The following is a 16,500-nucleotide window of genomic DNA, read 5'->3' on the forward strand; positions in this document are numbered from 1 at the left end:
TGTAATTGCTTAAAATTGGTAAGATTCTGTTAATTTCGAGAAGCTGTATTTAATTAAAGACCTATTCAAAATCGAAATTCAATGAAAGACCTAAAATATCTTGCTGCATTTTCAATCCCATTTGCTGCTTTTATTGGTGTATATTTTAAAAGTTCGCTAGTGTTTCTCACGCCTGTTTACGCATTCGTCATCATTCCATTATTGGAACTTATTTTCCCCGTGGATACTCAAAATTTATCTTCAGAAGCCATTGATCATAAGCTCAAAAAAACAATCTTTGATTGGCTGCTCTATCTTAATTTACCAATAGTTTACGGATTGGTTTTCTTCGGAATTTATGAAGTGTCAAACACACCAATTGAAACCTACGAATTGGTTGGTATGATCATTTCCGTAGGTATCGTCTTGGGCGTTAATGGAATCAATGTTGCTCATGAACTAGGACATAGACAAGCTACAAATGAACGTTTCATTGGTAAAGCGTTACTCTTGCCTTCACAATACATGCATTTTTATATCGAGCATAATTTCGGACATCATTTACACGCAGCAACTCCTGAAGATCCAGCAACTGCGAGATATAATCAATCGGTTTACTCGTTTTGGTTGACTTCTATTTTTAGACAATATATGAAAGCATGGAAAATTCAAGAAAATTTGCTGAAAAACAACAAAAAAAGCTTCTTTTCCCCTAAAAACGATATGTTTTGGTATGTTTTGCTACAATTTGGGTATTTAGTGGTTGTCTTTTCTTTCTTCGGAAACATTGGATTGTTATTTGCAGTTTCGTCTGCAATAATTGGAATTTTGCTGCTAGAATCTGTTAACTATATAGAACATTACGGATTGTTACGTCTTAAAACAAAATCGGGAAGATACGAACGTGTAAAAGAAATGCATTCCTGGAATTCTAATCACATTATTGGACGAATTGTATTATACGAACTCACACGTCACAGCGATCATCATTTTAAATCTTCAAAGAAATATCAGGTTTTAGATTGCCATGAGGAGAGTCCGCAAATGCCTTTTGGGTATCCAACATCAGTAGTTTTAGCGATGGTGCCTACGTTATGGTTTAAGATTATGAATAAACGTGTTCCTAAAGAAATGATTTTAGCTTAACTATTTCTAAATATCGTTTTATCTTTACGGTTATAAATTCAAAATCATGACCAAACCCGTTCGTGTGCGTTTTGCACCAAGCCCAACAGGACCTTTACATATTGGAGGCGTTAGAACAGCGCTTTTTAATTATCTATTTGCTAAAAAACATAAGGGTACGTTTGTGCTTCGTATAGAAGACACAGATCAAAATCGTTACGTGGAAGGTGCAGAGGATTATATTGTGAAGTCCTTAAATTGGTGTGGAATCCCTTTTGATGAAGGTCCTGGAAAAAACGAAAAATTTGGGCCTTACCGTCAAAGTGAACGTAAACATTTATACAAGCAATATGCAGATGAGCTCATAGAAAAAGGGCATGCCTATTATGCTTTTGATTCCTCTGAAACCTTAGATTTCCATAGAAAAGACCATGAGGCAAAAGGTAAAACGTTTATCTACAACTGGCATAACAGACTCAAATTGAGTAATTCGTTATCGCTAACTGAAGATGAAACTCAAGCAAAATTAGATGCTGGTGAAGACTACGTGATTCGATTTAAGTCACCTCAGGATGAAACGCTTCGTTTAAAAGATAGTATTCGTGGTGATATAAAAATTGACACCAATGTTTTAGATGATAAAGTCTTATTTAAAAGTGACGGAATGCCAACCTATCACCTAGCGAACATAGTGGATGATCATTTAATGGAAATCTCTCACGTTATTCGAGGTGAAGAGTGGTTACCATCATTAGCTTTACACTATCAATTGTATGATGCTTTTGGTTGGGATGCTCCAGAGTTTGCACACCTTCCATTAATTCTAAAACCAACAGGGAAAGGAAAATTAAGCAAGCGTGATGGCGATAAATTAGGGTTTCCTGTGTTTCCTTTAGAATGGAAAGATCCTAAAACTGGTGAGGTGTCTAAAGGTTATAAAGAAGAAGGCTATTTTGCAGACGCTATGATAAATTTCTTATCGTTTTTAGGCTGGAATCCAGGAACAGAACAAGAGATTTTTAATCTAGACGAATTGATTACTGCTTTTGAATTAGAACGTGTTAATAAGGCTGGAGCTCGTTTTGATCCAGATAAAATTAAGTGGTTTAATCACCACTATATGCAGGAGCAGGATGATTATGGTTTAGCGGTTGCATTTAAAAATTTAAGACCTGAATTGAAAGACATTGATAACCAATATATCGAAATGGTTATCGCTTTAGTGAAAGAGCGTGCCACATTTGTTAGTGATTTTTGGGACTTGAGTCACTTCTTCTTTACTGCGCCTTCATCTTATGATGAAAAAGCAACTAAGAAATCGATTAAAGACGATACAACTGATGTTTTAACTACCATCAAAGCACTTATTGATAGTGTAGATGATTTTACTTCAGAAAACGTACAAAGTACCGTTAAAGAATGGATTACCTCTAATGAGATTAGCTTCGGAAAAGTGATGATGCCATTACGTCTATCCCTTGTTGGAGCTTTACAAGGTCCAGAAGTCTTTGATATTATTTACATGATTGGAAAAACGGAAACGTTGAAGCGTATTGATAGTTTGATTGCTTCGATATAAACTTTAGAAAAAAAAAGACCGATGTCATTCAGAGTCCTAGCGAAGCATCTTTAATTATAACCTTGAGAGTCTTTAGTTATCCAATAAATATCGGAACACATTCTGGATGACAAAACTCGTTTTTGTTGGTTTTTAATAAATTAAATAGCGGTTCTGAGAAGAATTGATGTGTATTTGACACAGGGTTAGGTTTAACATCTTTAGAGTCTCACACTGAGCGCTAGTGAAATGAAAACACCTTGCTTAGCACATCGAAGTGCTTTTGTAAATGGACCATTTATTGAGTCTTCGACTGCGCTCAGACTGCCATTTTGCCAATGTTGAATTTTGTTGGTTATATTGCCTTTGTTGGTGTTTTCCACCAACAAATCTTTAATAAATCTGACGACATTATTGAATTTGATTAAACCTGTTTTCTGTTTTAAACAAGAATTCTGCTTTCGCAGGAATGTGTTAGAAAGTGATCATCAAAGCAAAGGATAACATGCTTTGATTCCCTTCAAAACGGTCTGCATTATTTAGATTAAAATCCTGGTCGTTTAACTTTCCTAAAATATTTGTAAATCCGTAACTATAAGCTGCTCGGAGTTTAAAATTCCCGATACCTGCGGAAGCGCCAATAACACCATTAGCGTTAAAGTTTGAAATGTTACTAAGATCTTCTGCAAACAAATTATCGTAACCTTGAATGATGAAATTACTCTGGTTGTCCTCTTTTAACTCCAATCCACTGTTATATTGTAATTGCGGACCCACATCCAAAGTCAAATAATCAGAAACTAATTTCACATGAAGCAAAAACGATACTTGTGCCATTTTAATATCATATTCTATAGGCTCTTGAGTTATCGTTGTTAAACTTGGTCGCCCTGTAATCTCCAAAGAGTTTTGAGAAAATTGAAACCCATAACTTACCGTATACCATTTATGAGGAATATCTACAGTTGCAACCATTCCGCCAATAAAGCCAGTACCACTTTTGGTTGTGAAATTATCTGTTGTAATATCGTATTGAGTTAAACCTCCAATTAAACCTATCCCATTTTTTATGGTGTATCGTTTATGCTGTGCTACAGAAACTGCAACAAAGCCTAAAAAAAAGGCTATTAATAAGAGAAACTGTTTTATTTGCATGATTTCGGGGTGTGAATTAAACAAATATAACTTATTTTAGTAATTCATTATTTTATCTAACTATTAAAAAAAATCTATGGAAAGTTTCATTTATATCCCGATTATCTTTTTCGCTTTATTCATATTGGTTTCGTCCTTCTTTGTTGTCAAACAAAAAACTGCTGCTATTGTCGAGCGCTTTGGTAAGTTTCAAGTTATTAGACAATCTGGATTACAATTAAAAATCCCATTGGTTGATAAAATCGCAGGGAAATTAAGTTTAAAAATCCAACAATTGGATGTCATGATCGAAACAAAAACTTTAGATGATGTCTTTGTGCGTTTAAAAGTATCTGTACAATACCGCGTTATCAAAGATAAAGTGTATGATGCTTTCTATCAATTAGATTATCCTCATGAACAAATTACATCGTATGTTTTCGATGTGGTTCGTGCTGAAGTGCCAAAAATGAAACTAGATGATGTCTTTGTTAAAAAAGATGATATCGCGTTAGCTGTAAAGGCTGAACTCAATGAAGCGATGTCAGAATATGGTTTTGATATCATCAAAACCTTAGTAACCGATATTGATCCAGATGCTCAAGTAAAAGAAGCAATGAATAGAATTAATGCTGCAGATAGAGAAAAAACCGCTGCACAGTTTGAAGGAGATGCTGCTCGTATTCTCATTGTGGAAAAAGCAAAAGCCGAAGCAGAAAGTAAACGTTTACAAGGTCAAGGTATTGCAGATCAACGTCGTGAAATTGCTCGTGGTCTTGAAGAATCTGTTGAGGTTTTAAACAAAGTGGGGATTAATTCTCAAGAAGCCTCTGCCCTTATTGTTGTAACGCAACATTACGATACACTTCAATCTATTGGTCAACACACGAATAGCAACTTAATTTTAATGCCAAACTCTCCTCAAGCAGGAAGTCAAATGCTTAATGATATGGTTGCTAGTTTTACGGCTAGTAATCAAATTGGTGAGGCTATGAAAAATGCTAAAAATAAGTAACGATTTATCTTTATATAAAAGAAAAGCTTCGAATTAATTTCGAAGCTTTTTTTATGAAAATGGATGTCGTTCATCCCAATCTCTAACTGGATTAGCATATTTTACAACAGCCTTTAAAATAGCATTTGCAATCACATTATTAGTGTGTTTTAAATACAACGACATATGATGTGGTTTTGCACCAACAGAACTCTTAATTTCCATAGCTGTTCTTGCAAAAATAACCTGTTTATATTGGTGTTCAATCCCAAATGAAGCCATATCAAATAACATATTGAGATACATTTGATGTTGGTGCTGTAGCGCTTGATTATAACCTAAAAAATAAGTCTCTAACTTGCTGTGATTTAAAATTAGAGTACAGAAGCCTACGAGCTGATGATCTATAAAATAGCCAAACAATTTAAAGTCTTCTTTAAGCTCCATTTTTAAATTATAAAAATGGGTTTCATGTAATTTGAATGAGTTAATTCCTGCGTTATCAGACACGGTCTCATATAATTCATATAATTGACCGCTAAGCGATAATACCTCGTCAAGAAAGAGTTCTTTGCGTTGAATAGCATCGCTCTTTTTTAGTGCTGTTTTATAGCGTCTACGATATTTTTTATTAAAAGTAGAGACGTAGTCTTGAGGTGTCTTCCAATTCGTGTTAACCTCAAAAATCATATTGGGTTGCACTTGTGCTTTGTATAATTTTTCTCTTCGGAAAAAGGCCTGACTCCTATGAATCACGTCATCTTCAAAATAGTCCTTAAAACCAATAATGCGTATTTTTTTATTATGCCTAGTTTTGATTTGTTTTGATAAGACTTTTAAACCTTCTGAAATCATATCTAAAAACTCATCTTGTGTTATGTATTCTGAATTAAAGTACAATCCGTGCTGTCCTGTATGCATTAAATTACCAACGATAAGTGCATTGCCTTTTACAATTTTGGAAATGAGCACTTTTCCGCAGCGTTTAAAAAAGGGATTCGACGTTTTTCTAAAAACATCATCAACATACATTTCAACCCGCTGAATAATGACAATACCCACTAAAATTTCCGAAGAAAAAACACCGAGAAAATAGGTGGATATATTACTTGGGCTAGAATTTTCTAGCGCTTTTAAAAACGGACGTTTTAAAAAAAGGTCTTGACTAGGAAGCGCATCCCAAGACTCAGGTAAATCGTTTACAGAATTGTATAGTTTGTAGTGTATCAATGCAAAAAAATAAAGGCTAAAAATATAATTTTAAGCCTTTAAAAAGTGTTAAATGATTAAATTTTATGCAATCCATCCAGAGATAATGCTACCCATAATTGTTAAGCAAATAGTCCAGTAGCCAGCATTTATCAGGATATATTTAAAATTTTTACGTTCAAATAAGGCATTTATTCCAATTACTGGTAACGCAAACATTATACCTGCCATTGCGCCATGTAAAGCGCCATGTTTATAAGTACGCCATGTACCTTCAAACTCATCAAGAAAAGCTTGAGTGGTTGCTGCATCCAGATGGCCTCCGGTCAAACCGTAAACTCCAAATTCGTGAATCACTAAATAATTTGTAAAAAAAGCTAGCATGACTGATAAGACTAAGGACACGCTAAATATTATGGCCATATTGCCTCCTTTAATTTTGGCCTCTGTCATTTCTGCTGCTCGCATCCAAGCCACTCCAAATACTTTTGGGTTATACCAAATAAAACCTAAAACAACAGGTACTACTGCGGCAACAACAATTGCTAAATAATTAAAATCCATGATATAAATTGATTAAAGTTAGTTAATGAACTCTCCTTAGCCTTTTCTTTCGCCTGCAAAATTTCTATTTTGCACCCTAATCTTGCTTTTTGTAAAAACCGTAGTCATGCTACGTTTGTAAAAAAAATCTCATTACAACACAAAATCTAAACTTTTAGGTATGAAACAAAAGCTAACAAAAGTTCTATAAATGTACAAAAAAACCTCAAAGTGATTGTCTTTAAGGTTTTTAGTGTACCTACGAATACGCTTAAATAGCGTTAGCTTCCGCCACTAAAAGCTCATTTTTATCATCTTTTGCCTTTATTATAAACTCCTCGATATCTGAGTTGCGTTCTTGTCCGTTTTTTAACAACACACTTAATGCAATCATCGTTGCAATTCGCGTTCCTGCTTTTTTAGCTGCTGTGTTAAATAAAGGCTGTAAATCCTCGTAAGTCACCTCTTCAGCAAGTTTTATAATTTCTGCTTTAGACATTAACTGTTTTTCTTCTGGTACATTGGTGTATTTTTTACCGAGTTGCTTGATCACCTCAATAGCGGGTCGTTTGTGCTGTGCTTGTTGCGGTTTATTATTCTGCTGTGGCTTCGGTTTTTGTTTCTCCCAAGAGTCTCTTAAACCCACAATTTTGTTAAACACCAAATGTTCTGCTTTCGAGTCGTTATCCACATTAAAATAGCCTAAGCGTTGAAACTGGAAACGATCACCAACTTGAGCTTCTAAGACACTTGGTTCTACAAAAGCGTCAATAATTTTAAGTGAATTTGGATTTATAAACTCCATAAAATCTCTATCTTGATGACTGTCTGGAGCTTCATCCATAAACAAACGATCATATTCTCTTACCTCTGCCTTTATAGCATGTTGGATGGAGACCCAATGCAGTGTGCCTTTGACTTTCTTTTCGGTATCTGTTGTATAGGTACAATGGACTTCTGTGATGTGTCCTTCTGCGTCTTTAACGACACTTTCTGCTTTTATGATATAGGCGTTTTTAAGTCTTACTTCACCGCCTAGCTTAAGTCTAAAAAATTGATTACTTGCTTCTTCTTTAAAATCTGCTTTTTCGATATAAAGCGTTTTAGAAAACGGTACTTTTCTAAAACCTGCGCTGTCATCTTCTTGATTATTTTCTGCCTCAAGCCATTCTACTTTGTCGTTTGGGTAATTAGTAATCACCACTTTTATCGGATCCAAAACAGCCATTATTCTAGGTGCTGTGTAATTTAAATCTTCACGAATACAGAATTCTAATAACGATACATCAATCACGTTTTCACGCTTGGCAACACCGACCTTTTCTATAAATGTACGAATAGAATTTGGTGTGTAACCACGTCGTCTTAAGCCTGAAATTGTAGGCATTCTTGGATCGTCCCATCCAGAAACCAATTCTTGTTCTACTAATTTGAGTAACTTGCGCTTACTCATAATCGTGTAACTCAAGTTTAAACGTGCAAATTCACGCTGTTTTGGTTGCATTGGTAGTTTCTCTGCTGCATAACCATACACATGTTCCTTAAACCAGTCGTAAAGCTCTCTATGAGGCTTAAACTCCAAAGAACACAAACTGTGTGAGATTTGTTCGATATAATCGCTTTCTCCATGCGTCCAGTCATACATTGGATAAATACACCAATCATTTCCTGTCCTATGGTGATGCTTCTTCAAAACACGATACATCAAAGGATCACGCATATGCATATTAACATGCTGCATATCAATCTTTGCACGTAAAATATGTGCACCTTCGTCAAATTCTCCCGCTTTCATTTTTTGGAATAAGTCCAAATTTTCTTCTACAGATCTATTGCGATATGGACCATCAACTCCTGGTTGGGTCGGTGTCCCTTTTTGTGCTGACATGGCTTCGCTAGACTGAGAATCTATATATGCTTTACCTTCTTTTATCAATTGAACCGCCCAATCATAAAGCGTTTGAAAATAATCTGAAGAATAGAGCTCATTTGCCCATTTATAACCCAACCATTCTATATCATGCTTGATCGCATCGACATATTCTTGTTCTTCTTTTGCAGGGTTAGTATCATCAAAACGAAGATTTACTGGTGCATTATAGGTTTCACCCAAACCAAAACTAATCCCAATAGCCTTTGTATGGCCAATGTGTAAATAACCATTAGGCTCTGGCGGAAAGCGGAAACGAAGTTTATCCTTTGATAAGCCGTTTTGCAAATCCTCTTCTATAATGTGCTCTATAAAATTGAGCGCTTTTGTTTCTTCAGACATATGTTTTGAAATAATAGACAAAGTTATTAAATATAATATCAATTCAACATTGAATATCGATACGATGTATAATTGATAATTGCGTTATATCTTTGTAATAAAATAAAACGTTTTGGGAATAATAAAAGTTGAAAATATAAGAGTTTTTGCACATCACGGCTGTTTAAAAGAAGAAACAAAAATTGGTAGTGACTACCGTGTAGATATTGAGGTTAAAGCAGATTTAAAAACGTCGGCAAAAACAGACAAATTAAGCGATACCGTAGATTATGTATTGCTAAATAAAATAGCAAAAGAAGAAATGTCTAAACCCTCAAAACTCCTAGAAACGGTTGCAAAACGTATGTTGACACGAATCTTTTCCGAAGAAAAATTAGTAAAAAAAGCAACTGTCAGTGTTAGTAAATTAAATCCTCCAATAGGTGGAGACGTTGAAAGCGTCACAATAAAAATGACCGAAAGACGAAAAAAGTAAGGGTTTCTGTTATTAAACGGTAATTTTTTATAAATTTGCCAACTCGCTAGAAATAACGGGATGCCTTTAAAAAGGAAAACAGGTGTCGTGGCCGAGTGGCTAGGCAATGGTCTGCAACACCATCTACAGCGGTTCGAATCCGCTCGACACCTCAAAAAACCTTCAACTTACGTTGAGGGTTTTTTTATGTTTTAAATTTTAAGAAAACGTATAGTAAGTTAGTATCGCAGTTCTACCGAATTTTCGAGACGTTCAACAACTCAAAATAAGTTACCTTCTAAAACCCTTTTTTGTTATTTAAAATTTATCACTTATCATCTCTACAGAGTAACACTTGAGCGTCGCCTATAAAGTTAAATCTGATAATTAGGTAATTACTCACTTAATTAAGATCGCTAACTTCCCAGGAATTTGTTAATTAAACCAAACCGCATAACGTTGTCTTCTCAGCTCCAAAGCCAACGTCTCCTCCATTTTAAGCGCCTCTGCTCTCGTAGTCATTGGATCAATATGGTTATAAAGACTTGGTCTTAAATAAGAACCATATTGTTCTACAATGTTTGCAGATATCTTATAACCCTTCTTATTTCTATGACCTGTTTTATGTTGCAAAAAACGCTCTTTTGGCGTTTTACTAGTCATACCAACATAGAGACACTCCAAAACACCATTAAATTGGGGATTAGCTTCTCTAAACTTTCTGTTTTCTGTGAATACTCTTTTGGATAATTCTACAACATAAATGCGATATTCAGTTTTTGCCATCGTTTAGACGTTTTATAAACGGTGCTCAATTTCCTCTTGGAGTCGTTCTTTTCCCTTCGGAAAAAAGCCTTGTACCAACAATAGTATTCCAAACCCTAAAATAGCTAGTGCCACTATTTTTTTAGTTTTAAAAATAAGTCGTGGTGTAAGTTTGTTTCTCAATCGTTTTGCTGCTGCAATTTTTAGTAGGTCTGTTAAAAAATAAACGGTTAACATAGTCGCTATAAATACTTCAACTCCATTTTTAGACTCTGTGATGGTGCTTCCAATAACGATAAATCCAAGCCATCCAATTAAAACTCCAATGTTTATGAAATTAAGAAGGAATCCTTTAATAAAAAGCTTTCCAAAGGCGTTTTTCTGAATTTCAACTTTATGATACTCTTTAACGATTGATCTAAACGATTTAGATGTTTTTATAAAGGAAATTGTTCCATAAGTGACTAATAAAACACCTCCAAAAACGATAAAATTAGGATCATCTTTAAGCTTGTCGACTAATTTATTAGTACTGTAAAAAGCCAAAAGAATAAATACAATATCGGCTAACATCACACCAAAATCAAAAATGAGTGCACTTTTGAATCCTTTGGTAGCGCTGGTCTCTAGCAGTACAAAAAATACTGGGCCTATAGTAAACGCAAGGATTATCCCAAAAGGAATAGCTGCCAAAATATCATCAAACATAGTTAACAAGTAGCTTTCCTACAAATCTAATAAAAAAGTATGGTACTCACTGTGTTGATTTTCTGTTTAATTAACACGTTTAATTCTACCTCCTAAAGTCGTTTTTTCTTTCACGTTCTCGGGATTTCCGTAGATATAAACATCACCACCAGCAATAACTTTAGCATCCACCGTTTTTGAAGCGTAGACATCTGCCTCTCCAGCTGCTCTAATATTAACCGTCGTATTTTGGGTTTCAAATGATTTACCCTCATAAATACCTCCTGTGTTAAGTGTAATATTTTGTGATATCGCTTTACCTCTAGTTTCTATAATACCACCAGAAACTGCTTTAATAGTAACTTGGTCTACATCTAAACCAATTTTTAACTGTGCACCTTCTTGGGCACGAAGTTCTATTTGGTTTTGCTCTATAAGTTCATTTGACGAGATAAAGGCTCCTTCATTTCCATCAATAATATCAATACTAGTGTAATACACTGCAACGAATGTATTCGTACCGTTGAATGTTTTATCGAATTTCATACGAATTTTAAGCTTTCCATCATTATTAATGAGCTCAACATCTTCAATATCGTCTCCCGTAATTACAACTTTTGCTTCGTTTGATTTGATCAGGTTTACAACAATTAAATCATAAACTTTAACTTCATTAAACTCTCCAACGCCTATTTCTTTGGGGTTTTGGGCAGTTAGCAAGGTTGTGATAAGTAAAAATGTAGCAGTTATAAAAGTTTTCATTTTAAATATATTTTAGTGTATTTATGTATAATTCTATATTAAAGATGACTCCCAAAACAAATTGTTACAGTTCTAAAAAAGAATGTATTTCTTAGACACAAATTTTAGGATTTATTACGAGCTTAATTAATGAATTATTAGCTAAGCTACAGTCACAGCAGTTCCTGTTATAGAGACAATCAAAGTATAAGAATTTGCTAGTGGTTCTATATCTATTTTAATACCTACCACTGCATTTGCATTTAAAGCTTTAGCATTCTCTTGAAGTTTACGAAATGCTTTTTCCTTAATTTCTTCTAAGCCCTCAGCATAACTTTCGTAATATTTACTGGTATTAAACATGTCTTTAAAAGACATTTTCGTGCCTTTGTGCTTATAGCTAGAATCGTAAGCAATACCAGTTACAATGCCTTTATATTCTATAATTTTAAATCCCTCTATAGAATTTGTTGTGGTTAGTATCATGATCAACGGTTTTGTTATTGGTGTTATTTTCTTCGGAAATGTTACAGATATAAAAATACGTGATGCAGAATCAAATTCAACATCACGTTTATTAATTTTAACTATAAATAATTTAAATTTTCACCATATGCGTTAAGGATGGCAGTGGCATCCTTTTGTTTTTTTACCAAAAGATATAACGAACAGCCTGACCTTTAGGTAACGCCAAAATGATTACTCTTCAATATGTTTACCTATCAAGGTAAAGTCTAAATGCTTTTTAACTAAGTCTGTATTTTTAACTTTTACAACGACCTCATCACCCAATTGATACATCGTTTTTGAATTTTTACCAATGAGTGCGTAATGATCTTCGTCAAACTGATAGTGATCGTCTTTCATATCACGAACACTGACCATACCTTCACACTTATTCTCAATAATTTCTATGTAAATTCCCCAATCTGTCACACCAGAAATCACCCCTACAAAGTTTTCGTTTTTATGATCTTCCATAAAACGAATTTGCATGTATTTAATTGAATCCCTTTCAGCTTTTGTCGCTAGATTTTCCATGTTACTGCAATGGTTACATTTGTCTTCATAAGCATCTTGATTTACGGATTTTTCGCCATCTAAATACTGTTGTAATAAACGGTGTGCCATCACATCTGGATACCGACGAATAGGTGAAGTAAAGTGACTGTAATAGTCAAATGCTAAACCATAATGACCAATATTCTTTGTGGAATATTCAGCCTTACTCATAGTTCGAATCGTTAATGTATCTACTAGGTTTTGTTCTTTTTTACCGTTCACCTCTTTCAATAAATTATTTAATGATGACGACACGCTTTTTCTATCTTTAAAATCTAGCTTATATCCAAAACGTCCAACCACATTTTGAAGTGTTGCCAGTTTTTCATCTTTGGGCTCATCATGAACTCGATACACAAAAGTTTTCTTTTGTTTCCCTATAAATTCACCTACTTTTTTGTTAGCTAATAACATAAACTCTTCAATCAGTTTATTAGCATCTTTACTCGTTTTAAAGTAAACTCCAACTGGATTTGATTGGTCGTCTAAATTAAATTTAACTTCCACTTTATCAAACGAAATAGCTCCAGAACTCATACGTTTATTACGCATAATTTTAGCGAGTTCATCCATTTTTAAAACAGCATCTGCTACAGCTTGATTTGCTTTATATGCTTTACCTGTTAAGGCAACTTCTTTAGGGATATCATTAGATTTAGTTTCTATTATAGCCTGTGCTTCTTCATATGCAAAACGAGCATCAGAATAGGTGACTGTTCTACCAAACCATTGGTCTTTAATTTGAGCTTTATCGTTCAATTTAAACACTGCAGAAAACGTATACTTCTCTTCGTGTGGACGCAATGAACAAGCTCCATTTGATAAAATTTCTGGAAGCATTGGTACGACTCTATCTACTAAATATACTGAAGTTGCACGTTCGTAAGCCTCGTCATCTAAAATGGTTCCCTCTTTTAAATAGTGTGATACATCTGCAATGTGGATTCCTATTTCGTATAAACCATTATCTAATACTTTAAACGATAATGCATCATCAAAATCTTTTGCATCCTTTGGATCTATAGTAAAGGTTAAATCTTGTCGCATATCACGACGTTTTGTAATTTCTTCTTTAGTAATTGAAGTATCAATTTTATTAGCAAACTCCTCAACTTCGTGCGGGAATTCTAATGGTAGACCGTATTCTGCAAGAATGGCGTGAATTTCGGTATTGTGTTCTCCTGGTTTACCTAAAACTTTAAGGACTTTACCAGAAGGAGAATCGGCTTTTTCTGGCCATTCCTCAAGAGATACTAACACTTTATCACCTTCTTCGGCTTTATTTATTTTATTGATAGGCACAAAAATATCTTTGTACATTTTGTTACTATCAACGACTACAAAAGCGAAATTCTTTTTTTCGTTAATTTGGATAACACCAACATATTCCGTTTTTGCGCGCTTAATGATATTAGTGACTTCACCTTCCTTCTTACCGCGATTTTTGCGTTTGTAGGCGTAAAATTCTACCTCATCACCATGAAGTGCTTTGTTCATATTGTTTGAAGAAATATAAACATCATCTTCAAAGTCATCACATATAATATATCCAGAACCCCTGGACGCCATATCTACACGACCTGTATGATACTCTGTATTAACAATAGCTTTAAATTTTCCACGATCAATTTCTTCAATCTCGTTTTTAGCCTTAAGCTCTTGAAGTTTCTTTATAATTTGATTTCTACTACTGGCATCATTAACACCAAGTTTAGCAGCAATTTGTTTATGGTTGAAAGTTTGGTTTCTATCTTTTTTTAAAATACTTAGAATTGTATTTGTAAGGTTAGAAATCTTGTTATGTGAAGGTTTCCTTTTTTTCTTATTTGTCATTTAAATTGTAATCATTATAATTCCTTTGAAACACGGAATCTTATCGTTTTTATACTTAATACTTATAGAGAAGAGTTAACGTTTTCACTTTACTTATAGATTGTGAAACCGGTAATGGAAGTATTAAGTTTCTGCAAATCTACGGTTTAATTATTTAATGATGTATAGAGAGTGTTAAGTTAATGAAAAAGACCTGTTAAGTTAACAGGTCTTTTAAGTATTTTGTTTTGAATATTAAACTATTCTATAATCAGTTTTTTAGAGCTTTTACCTTTGTTAGTTAGTATATCAACAATGTAAGAACCACTTGATAATTTTGAGGTGTTTATTGTGTTTTCTTCGGAAGTTAAAACCACTTGACCTAAGGTATTATAAATAGAAACTTTTTCTAGTTGAACTGAAGGGTCTAATTGGATTGTGAATTGAGTTTTTGTTGGGTTTGGGTAGATTTTGAAATTAAATACATCATTTTCATTAAGACTTAAAGCATCATTTACTTGATCAATAATAGCTTGTATCTCTGAAGTTGTAGGATTGTTTTCATCTACAAATGTACCATTATCTAAAGCTGTTGTATAATTAACACCTTCTATTGCTCCTGAAACACCGTTGATACTGTTTAATTGAGTTGCTGTGACGTTAATACCGTTAAGATTACCTTGAATGTCATCTACTACTTCTATTATTGCTAGTTCTGAAGCTATACTAAAAACTCTAGCTAATCCAGCATTTAATACATTTCCATCAAAAAAAGGTGTACCAGTAATAATAGAATTTCCATCTGAGGTCATATCTATACTATACCCTAAAGCAACTCCAATATCTTCACCAAGAATATCATCACCAACTTGAATCCAATTTATTGAATTAAAATAAAATATTTTAATTTGCCCAGAATCAGAACCATTACTATCATTAAGAAAGGCACTTACCGCTAATAAATTTCCATTAGAAGATAATTTAATATCCCAACCAAAATGATCTGAAACTCCATCACCATTAAGATCAAGTCCCACTTGAATCCAACTATTGTCTTGTAATTTATACACTTTAGCATAACCACTAAATGGAGGACTACTACTTAATCTAGATCCTATAGCAACAGTATAACCATCTGAAGATAAACTTACACTCCTACCAAAATTATCATTTTGAGCATAACCATCAAGATCTTGACCTATTTGAGTCCAAACACCTGATTGATTTTCATAAATTCTAACATGTCCTGAATGAAATCCATTTTCATCATTATTTGAAGCTCCAATAGCTACAATATTACCATCTAAAGATAAACTTACACTCCTACCAGATTTATCACCATTCGCTTCTCCATCTATATCTTGACCTATTTGAGTCCAAACTCCTGATTGATTTTCATAAATTCTAACATGTCCTGCAGATCCACCATTAAAGTTTTCAGGAGCTCCAATAGCTACAATCGTTCCATCACTTGAAATACTTACACTCCAACCAGATTGATCCCCAATACTTTCACCATCAATATCTTGTCCTATTTGAGTCCAAACTCCTGATTGGTTTTCAAAAATTCTAACATTACCTGAATCTCCATTAAAATGAGCTCCAATAGCTAAAATACTTCCATCTGAAGATAAATCTAAAGCTAAACCAAAAAAATCAGATTCAGATTCACCATTTATATTTTCTCCTATTTGTATCCAATCTCCATTAATATTACTAAATACTTTTACACTACCAGATGCATTACCATTTGGATCATCACCCGGCACACCAATTGCTATAATATTTCCATTATCAGAAATACTTACATCAGCACCTAATTGATGTGATTCAGATAATCCTAATATATCCTGCCCAATTTGAACCTGACTCAAGCCTAAAAAAGGTAACAATAATAAAAGTAAAGTAATTTTTTTCATAACTATATATTTTCCTACAAATATAAGTATTCCTTTAATTTAGCTTCAAATTTCCACACTTATCAACATATATATACATAACATCATTTTTCTTTTAAAATTTTAAAAAACAATGGTGGTTATTATAGTGTGTTAATAGTGGCTATAACTTTATTAGACTTTACTTTGATATGTGACTTATCACAATTACTTAATATATAGTTAACATTAACTTTACATTTAAAGTCCTCATTTTAAAGCTAAATT

At 33.7% G+C, this 16,500-nt stretch carries 14 protein-coding genes and 1 tRNA gene; 5 read left to right on the forward strand and 10 right to left on the reverse strand.

What is annotated here, in order from left to right; all coding sequences use genetic code 11:
• The first annotated feature begins 81 nt into the window (after positions 1 to 81).
• Complete coding sequence (locus ACJAZK_RS10525) at positions 82 to 1,125, forward strand: alkane 1-monooxygenase (protein WP_415223920.1); 1,044 nt, start codon at positions 82 to 84, stop codon at positions 1,123 to 1,125.
• 46 nt (positions 1,126 to 1,171) lie between these two features.
• Positions 1,172 to 2,683, forward strand: a complete 1,512-nt coding sequence (gltX, locus tag ACJAZK_RS10530) for a glutamate--tRNA ligase (protein WP_415223921.1) — start codon at positions 1,172 to 1,174, stop codon at positions 2,681 to 2,683.
• Positions 2,684 to 3,136: 453 nt separating this feature from the next.
• Here the strand turns inward: gltX and ACJAZK_RS10535 are convergent, their stop codons facing one another.
• A complete protein-coding gene (locus ACJAZK_RS10535; protein ID WP_415223922.1) occupies positions 3,137 to 3,817 on the reverse strand; it encodes a hypothetical protein in 681 nt (226 codons plus the stop codon).
• Positions 3,818 to 3,893: 76 nt separating this feature from the next.
• On the opposite strand from ACJAZK_RS10535, the gene ACJAZK_RS10540 reads away from it, so the two are divergent.
• Entirely contained in the window at positions 3,894 to 4,811 is a 918-nt protein-coding gene (locus tag ACJAZK_RS10540) for an SPFH domain-containing protein (RefSeq protein WP_415223923.1), read from the forward strand.
• 51 nt (positions 4,812 to 4,862) lie between these two features.
• Here the strand turns inward: ACJAZK_RS10540 and ACJAZK_RS10545 are convergent, their stop codons facing one another.
• The 3 genes from ACJAZK_RS10545 to ACJAZK_RS10555 form a co-directional block, all read right to left on the reverse strand.
• Positions 4,863 to 6,020, reverse strand: a complete 1,158-nt coding sequence (locus tag ACJAZK_RS10545) for a GNAT family N-acetyltransferase (RefSeq protein ID WP_415223924.1) — start codon at positions 6,018 to 6,020, stop codon at positions 4,863 to 4,865.
• 63 nt (positions 6,021 to 6,083) lie between these two features.
• The gene (locus ACJAZK_RS10550; RefSeq protein ID WP_415223925.1) at positions 6,084 to 6,563 is read right to left on the reverse strand and encodes a DUF1761 domain-containing protein; all 480 of its coding nucleotides are present in this window, start codon (positions 6,561 to 6,563) and stop codon (positions 6,084 to 6,086) included.
• A gap of 250 nt (positions 6,564 to 6,813) precedes the next feature.
• On the reverse strand, positions 6,814 to 8,814 hold the full coding sequence (locus ACJAZK_RS10555; protein WP_415223926.1) for a glutamine--tRNA ligase/YqeY domain fusion protein: 2,001 nt from the start codon (positions 8,812 to 8,814) through the stop codon (positions 6,814 to 6,816).
• A 112-nt stretch (positions 8,815 to 8,926) separates the two neighbouring features.
• On the opposite strand from ACJAZK_RS10555, the gene folB reads away from it, so the two are divergent.
• Both folB and ACJAZK_RS10565 read left to right on the forward strand, forming a co-directional pair.
• The gene (gene folB, locus ACJAZK_RS10560) at positions 8,927 to 9,289 is read left to right on the forward strand and encodes a dihydroneopterin aldolase (RefSeq protein ID WP_415223927.1); all 363 of its coding nucleotides are present in this window, start codon (positions 8,927 to 8,929) and stop codon (positions 9,287 to 9,289) included.
• A gap of 81 nt (positions 9,290 to 9,370) precedes the next feature.
• A tRNA-Cys gene (locus ACJAZK_RS10565) sits at positions 9,371 to 9,441 on the forward strand.
• A 262-nt stretch (positions 9,442 to 9,703) separates the two neighbouring features.
• Here the strand turns inward: ACJAZK_RS10565 and ACJAZK_RS10570 are convergent.
• The 6 genes from ACJAZK_RS10570 to ACJAZK_RS10595 all read right to left on the reverse strand — a co-directional run bounded on the left by ACJAZK_RS10570 (position 9,704) and on the right by ACJAZK_RS10595 (position 16,254).
• Positions 9,704 to 10,054: a ribose-5-phosphate isomerase gene (locus tag ACJAZK_RS10570; protein WP_415223928.1), complete on the reverse strand. Its 351-nt coding sequence runs from the start codon at positions 10,052 to 10,054 to the stop codon at positions 9,704 to 9,706.
• A 12-nt stretch (positions 10,055 to 10,066) separates the two neighbouring features.
• Entirely contained in the window at positions 10,067 to 10,741 is a 675-nt protein-coding gene (locus tag ACJAZK_RS10575) for a LysE family translocator (RefSeq protein ID WP_415223929.1), read from the reverse strand.
• A 66-nt stretch (positions 10,742 to 10,807) separates the two neighbouring features.
• Positions 10,808 to 11,482 (reverse strand): head GIN domain-containing protein, encoded by a 675-nt coding sequence (locus tag ACJAZK_RS10580; protein ID WP_415223930.1) that lies wholly within the window; start codon positions 11,480 to 11,482, stop codon positions 10,808 to 10,810.
• A 141-nt stretch (positions 11,483 to 11,623) separates the two neighbouring features.
• The gene (locus ACJAZK_RS10585) at positions 11,624 to 11,947 is read right to left on the reverse strand and encodes a YbjQ family protein (protein ID WP_415223931.1); all 324 of its coding nucleotides are present in this window, start codon (positions 11,945 to 11,947) and stop codon (positions 11,624 to 11,626) included.
• A 213-nt stretch (positions 11,948 to 12,160) separates the two neighbouring features.
• Positions 12,161 to 14,356: a ribonuclease R gene (gene rnr, locus ACJAZK_RS10590; RefSeq protein ID WP_415223932.1), complete on the reverse strand. Its 2,196-nt coding sequence runs from the start codon at positions 14,354 to 14,356 to the stop codon at positions 12,161 to 12,163.
• Between the two features lie 239 nt (positions 14,357 to 14,595).
• Positions 14,596 to 16,254 (reverse strand): T9SS type A sorting domain-containing protein, encoded by a 1,659-nt coding sequence (locus ACJAZK_RS10595; protein ID WP_415223933.1) that lies wholly within the window; start codon positions 16,252 to 16,254, stop codon positions 14,596 to 14,598.
• Positions 16,255 to 16,500 lie beyond the last annotated feature (246 nt).

This window comes from Psychroserpens sp. (assembly GCF_047633235.1).
Lineage (GTDB): Bacteria > Bacteroidota > Bacteroidia > Flavobacteriales > Flavobacteriaceae > Psychroserpens.

Excerpts from the sequence above, each read along its gene's own strand:
- ACJAZK_RS10525 (WP_415223920.1), top strand. The coding sequence starts at position 82 with ATGAAAGACCTAAAATATCTTGCTGCATTTTCAATCCCATTTGCTGCT.
- gltX (WP_415223921.1), top strand. The coding sequence starts at position 1,172 with ATGACCAAACCCGTTCGTGTGCGTTTTGCACCAAGCCCAACAGGACCT.
- ACJAZK_RS10535 (WP_415223922.1), bottom strand. The coding sequence starts at position 3,817 with ATGCAAATAAAACAGTTTCTCTTATTAATAGCCTTTTTTTTAGGCTTT.
- ACJAZK_RS10540 (WP_415223923.1), top strand. The coding sequence starts at position 3,894 with ATGGAAAGTTTCATTTATATCCCGATTATCTTTTTCGCTTTATTCATA.
- ACJAZK_RS10550 (WP_415223925.1), bottom strand. The coding sequence starts at position 6,563 with ATGGATTTTAATTATTTAGCAATTGTTGTTGCCGCAGTAGTACCTGTT.
- ACJAZK_RS10555 (WP_415223926.1), bottom strand. The coding sequence starts at position 8,814 with ATGTCTGAAGAAACAAAAGCGCTCAATTTTATAGAGCACATTATAGAA.
- ACJAZK_RS10570 (WP_415223928.1), bottom strand. The coding sequence starts at position 10,054 with ATGGCAAAAACTGAATATCGCATTTATGTTGTAGAATTATCCAAAAGA.
- ACJAZK_RS10575 (WP_415223929.1), bottom strand. The coding sequence starts at position 10,741 with ATGTTTGATGATATTTTGGCAGCTATTCCTTTTGGGATAATCCTTGCG.
- ACJAZK_RS10580 (WP_415223930.1), bottom strand. The coding sequence starts at position 11,482 with ATGAAAACTTTTATAACTGCTACATTTTTACTTATCACAACCTTGCTA.
- ACJAZK_RS10585 (WP_415223931.1), bottom strand. The coding sequence starts at position 11,947 with ATGATACTAACCACAACAAATTCTATAGAGGGATTTAAAATTATAGAA.
- rnr (WP_415223932.1), bottom strand. The coding sequence starts at position 14,356 with ATGACAAATAAGAAAAAAAGGAAACCTTCACATAACAAGATTTCTAAC.
- ACJAZK_RS10595 (WP_415223933.1), bottom strand. The coding sequence starts at position 16,254 with ATGAAAAAAATTACTTTACTTTTATTATTGTTACCTTTTTTAGGCTTG.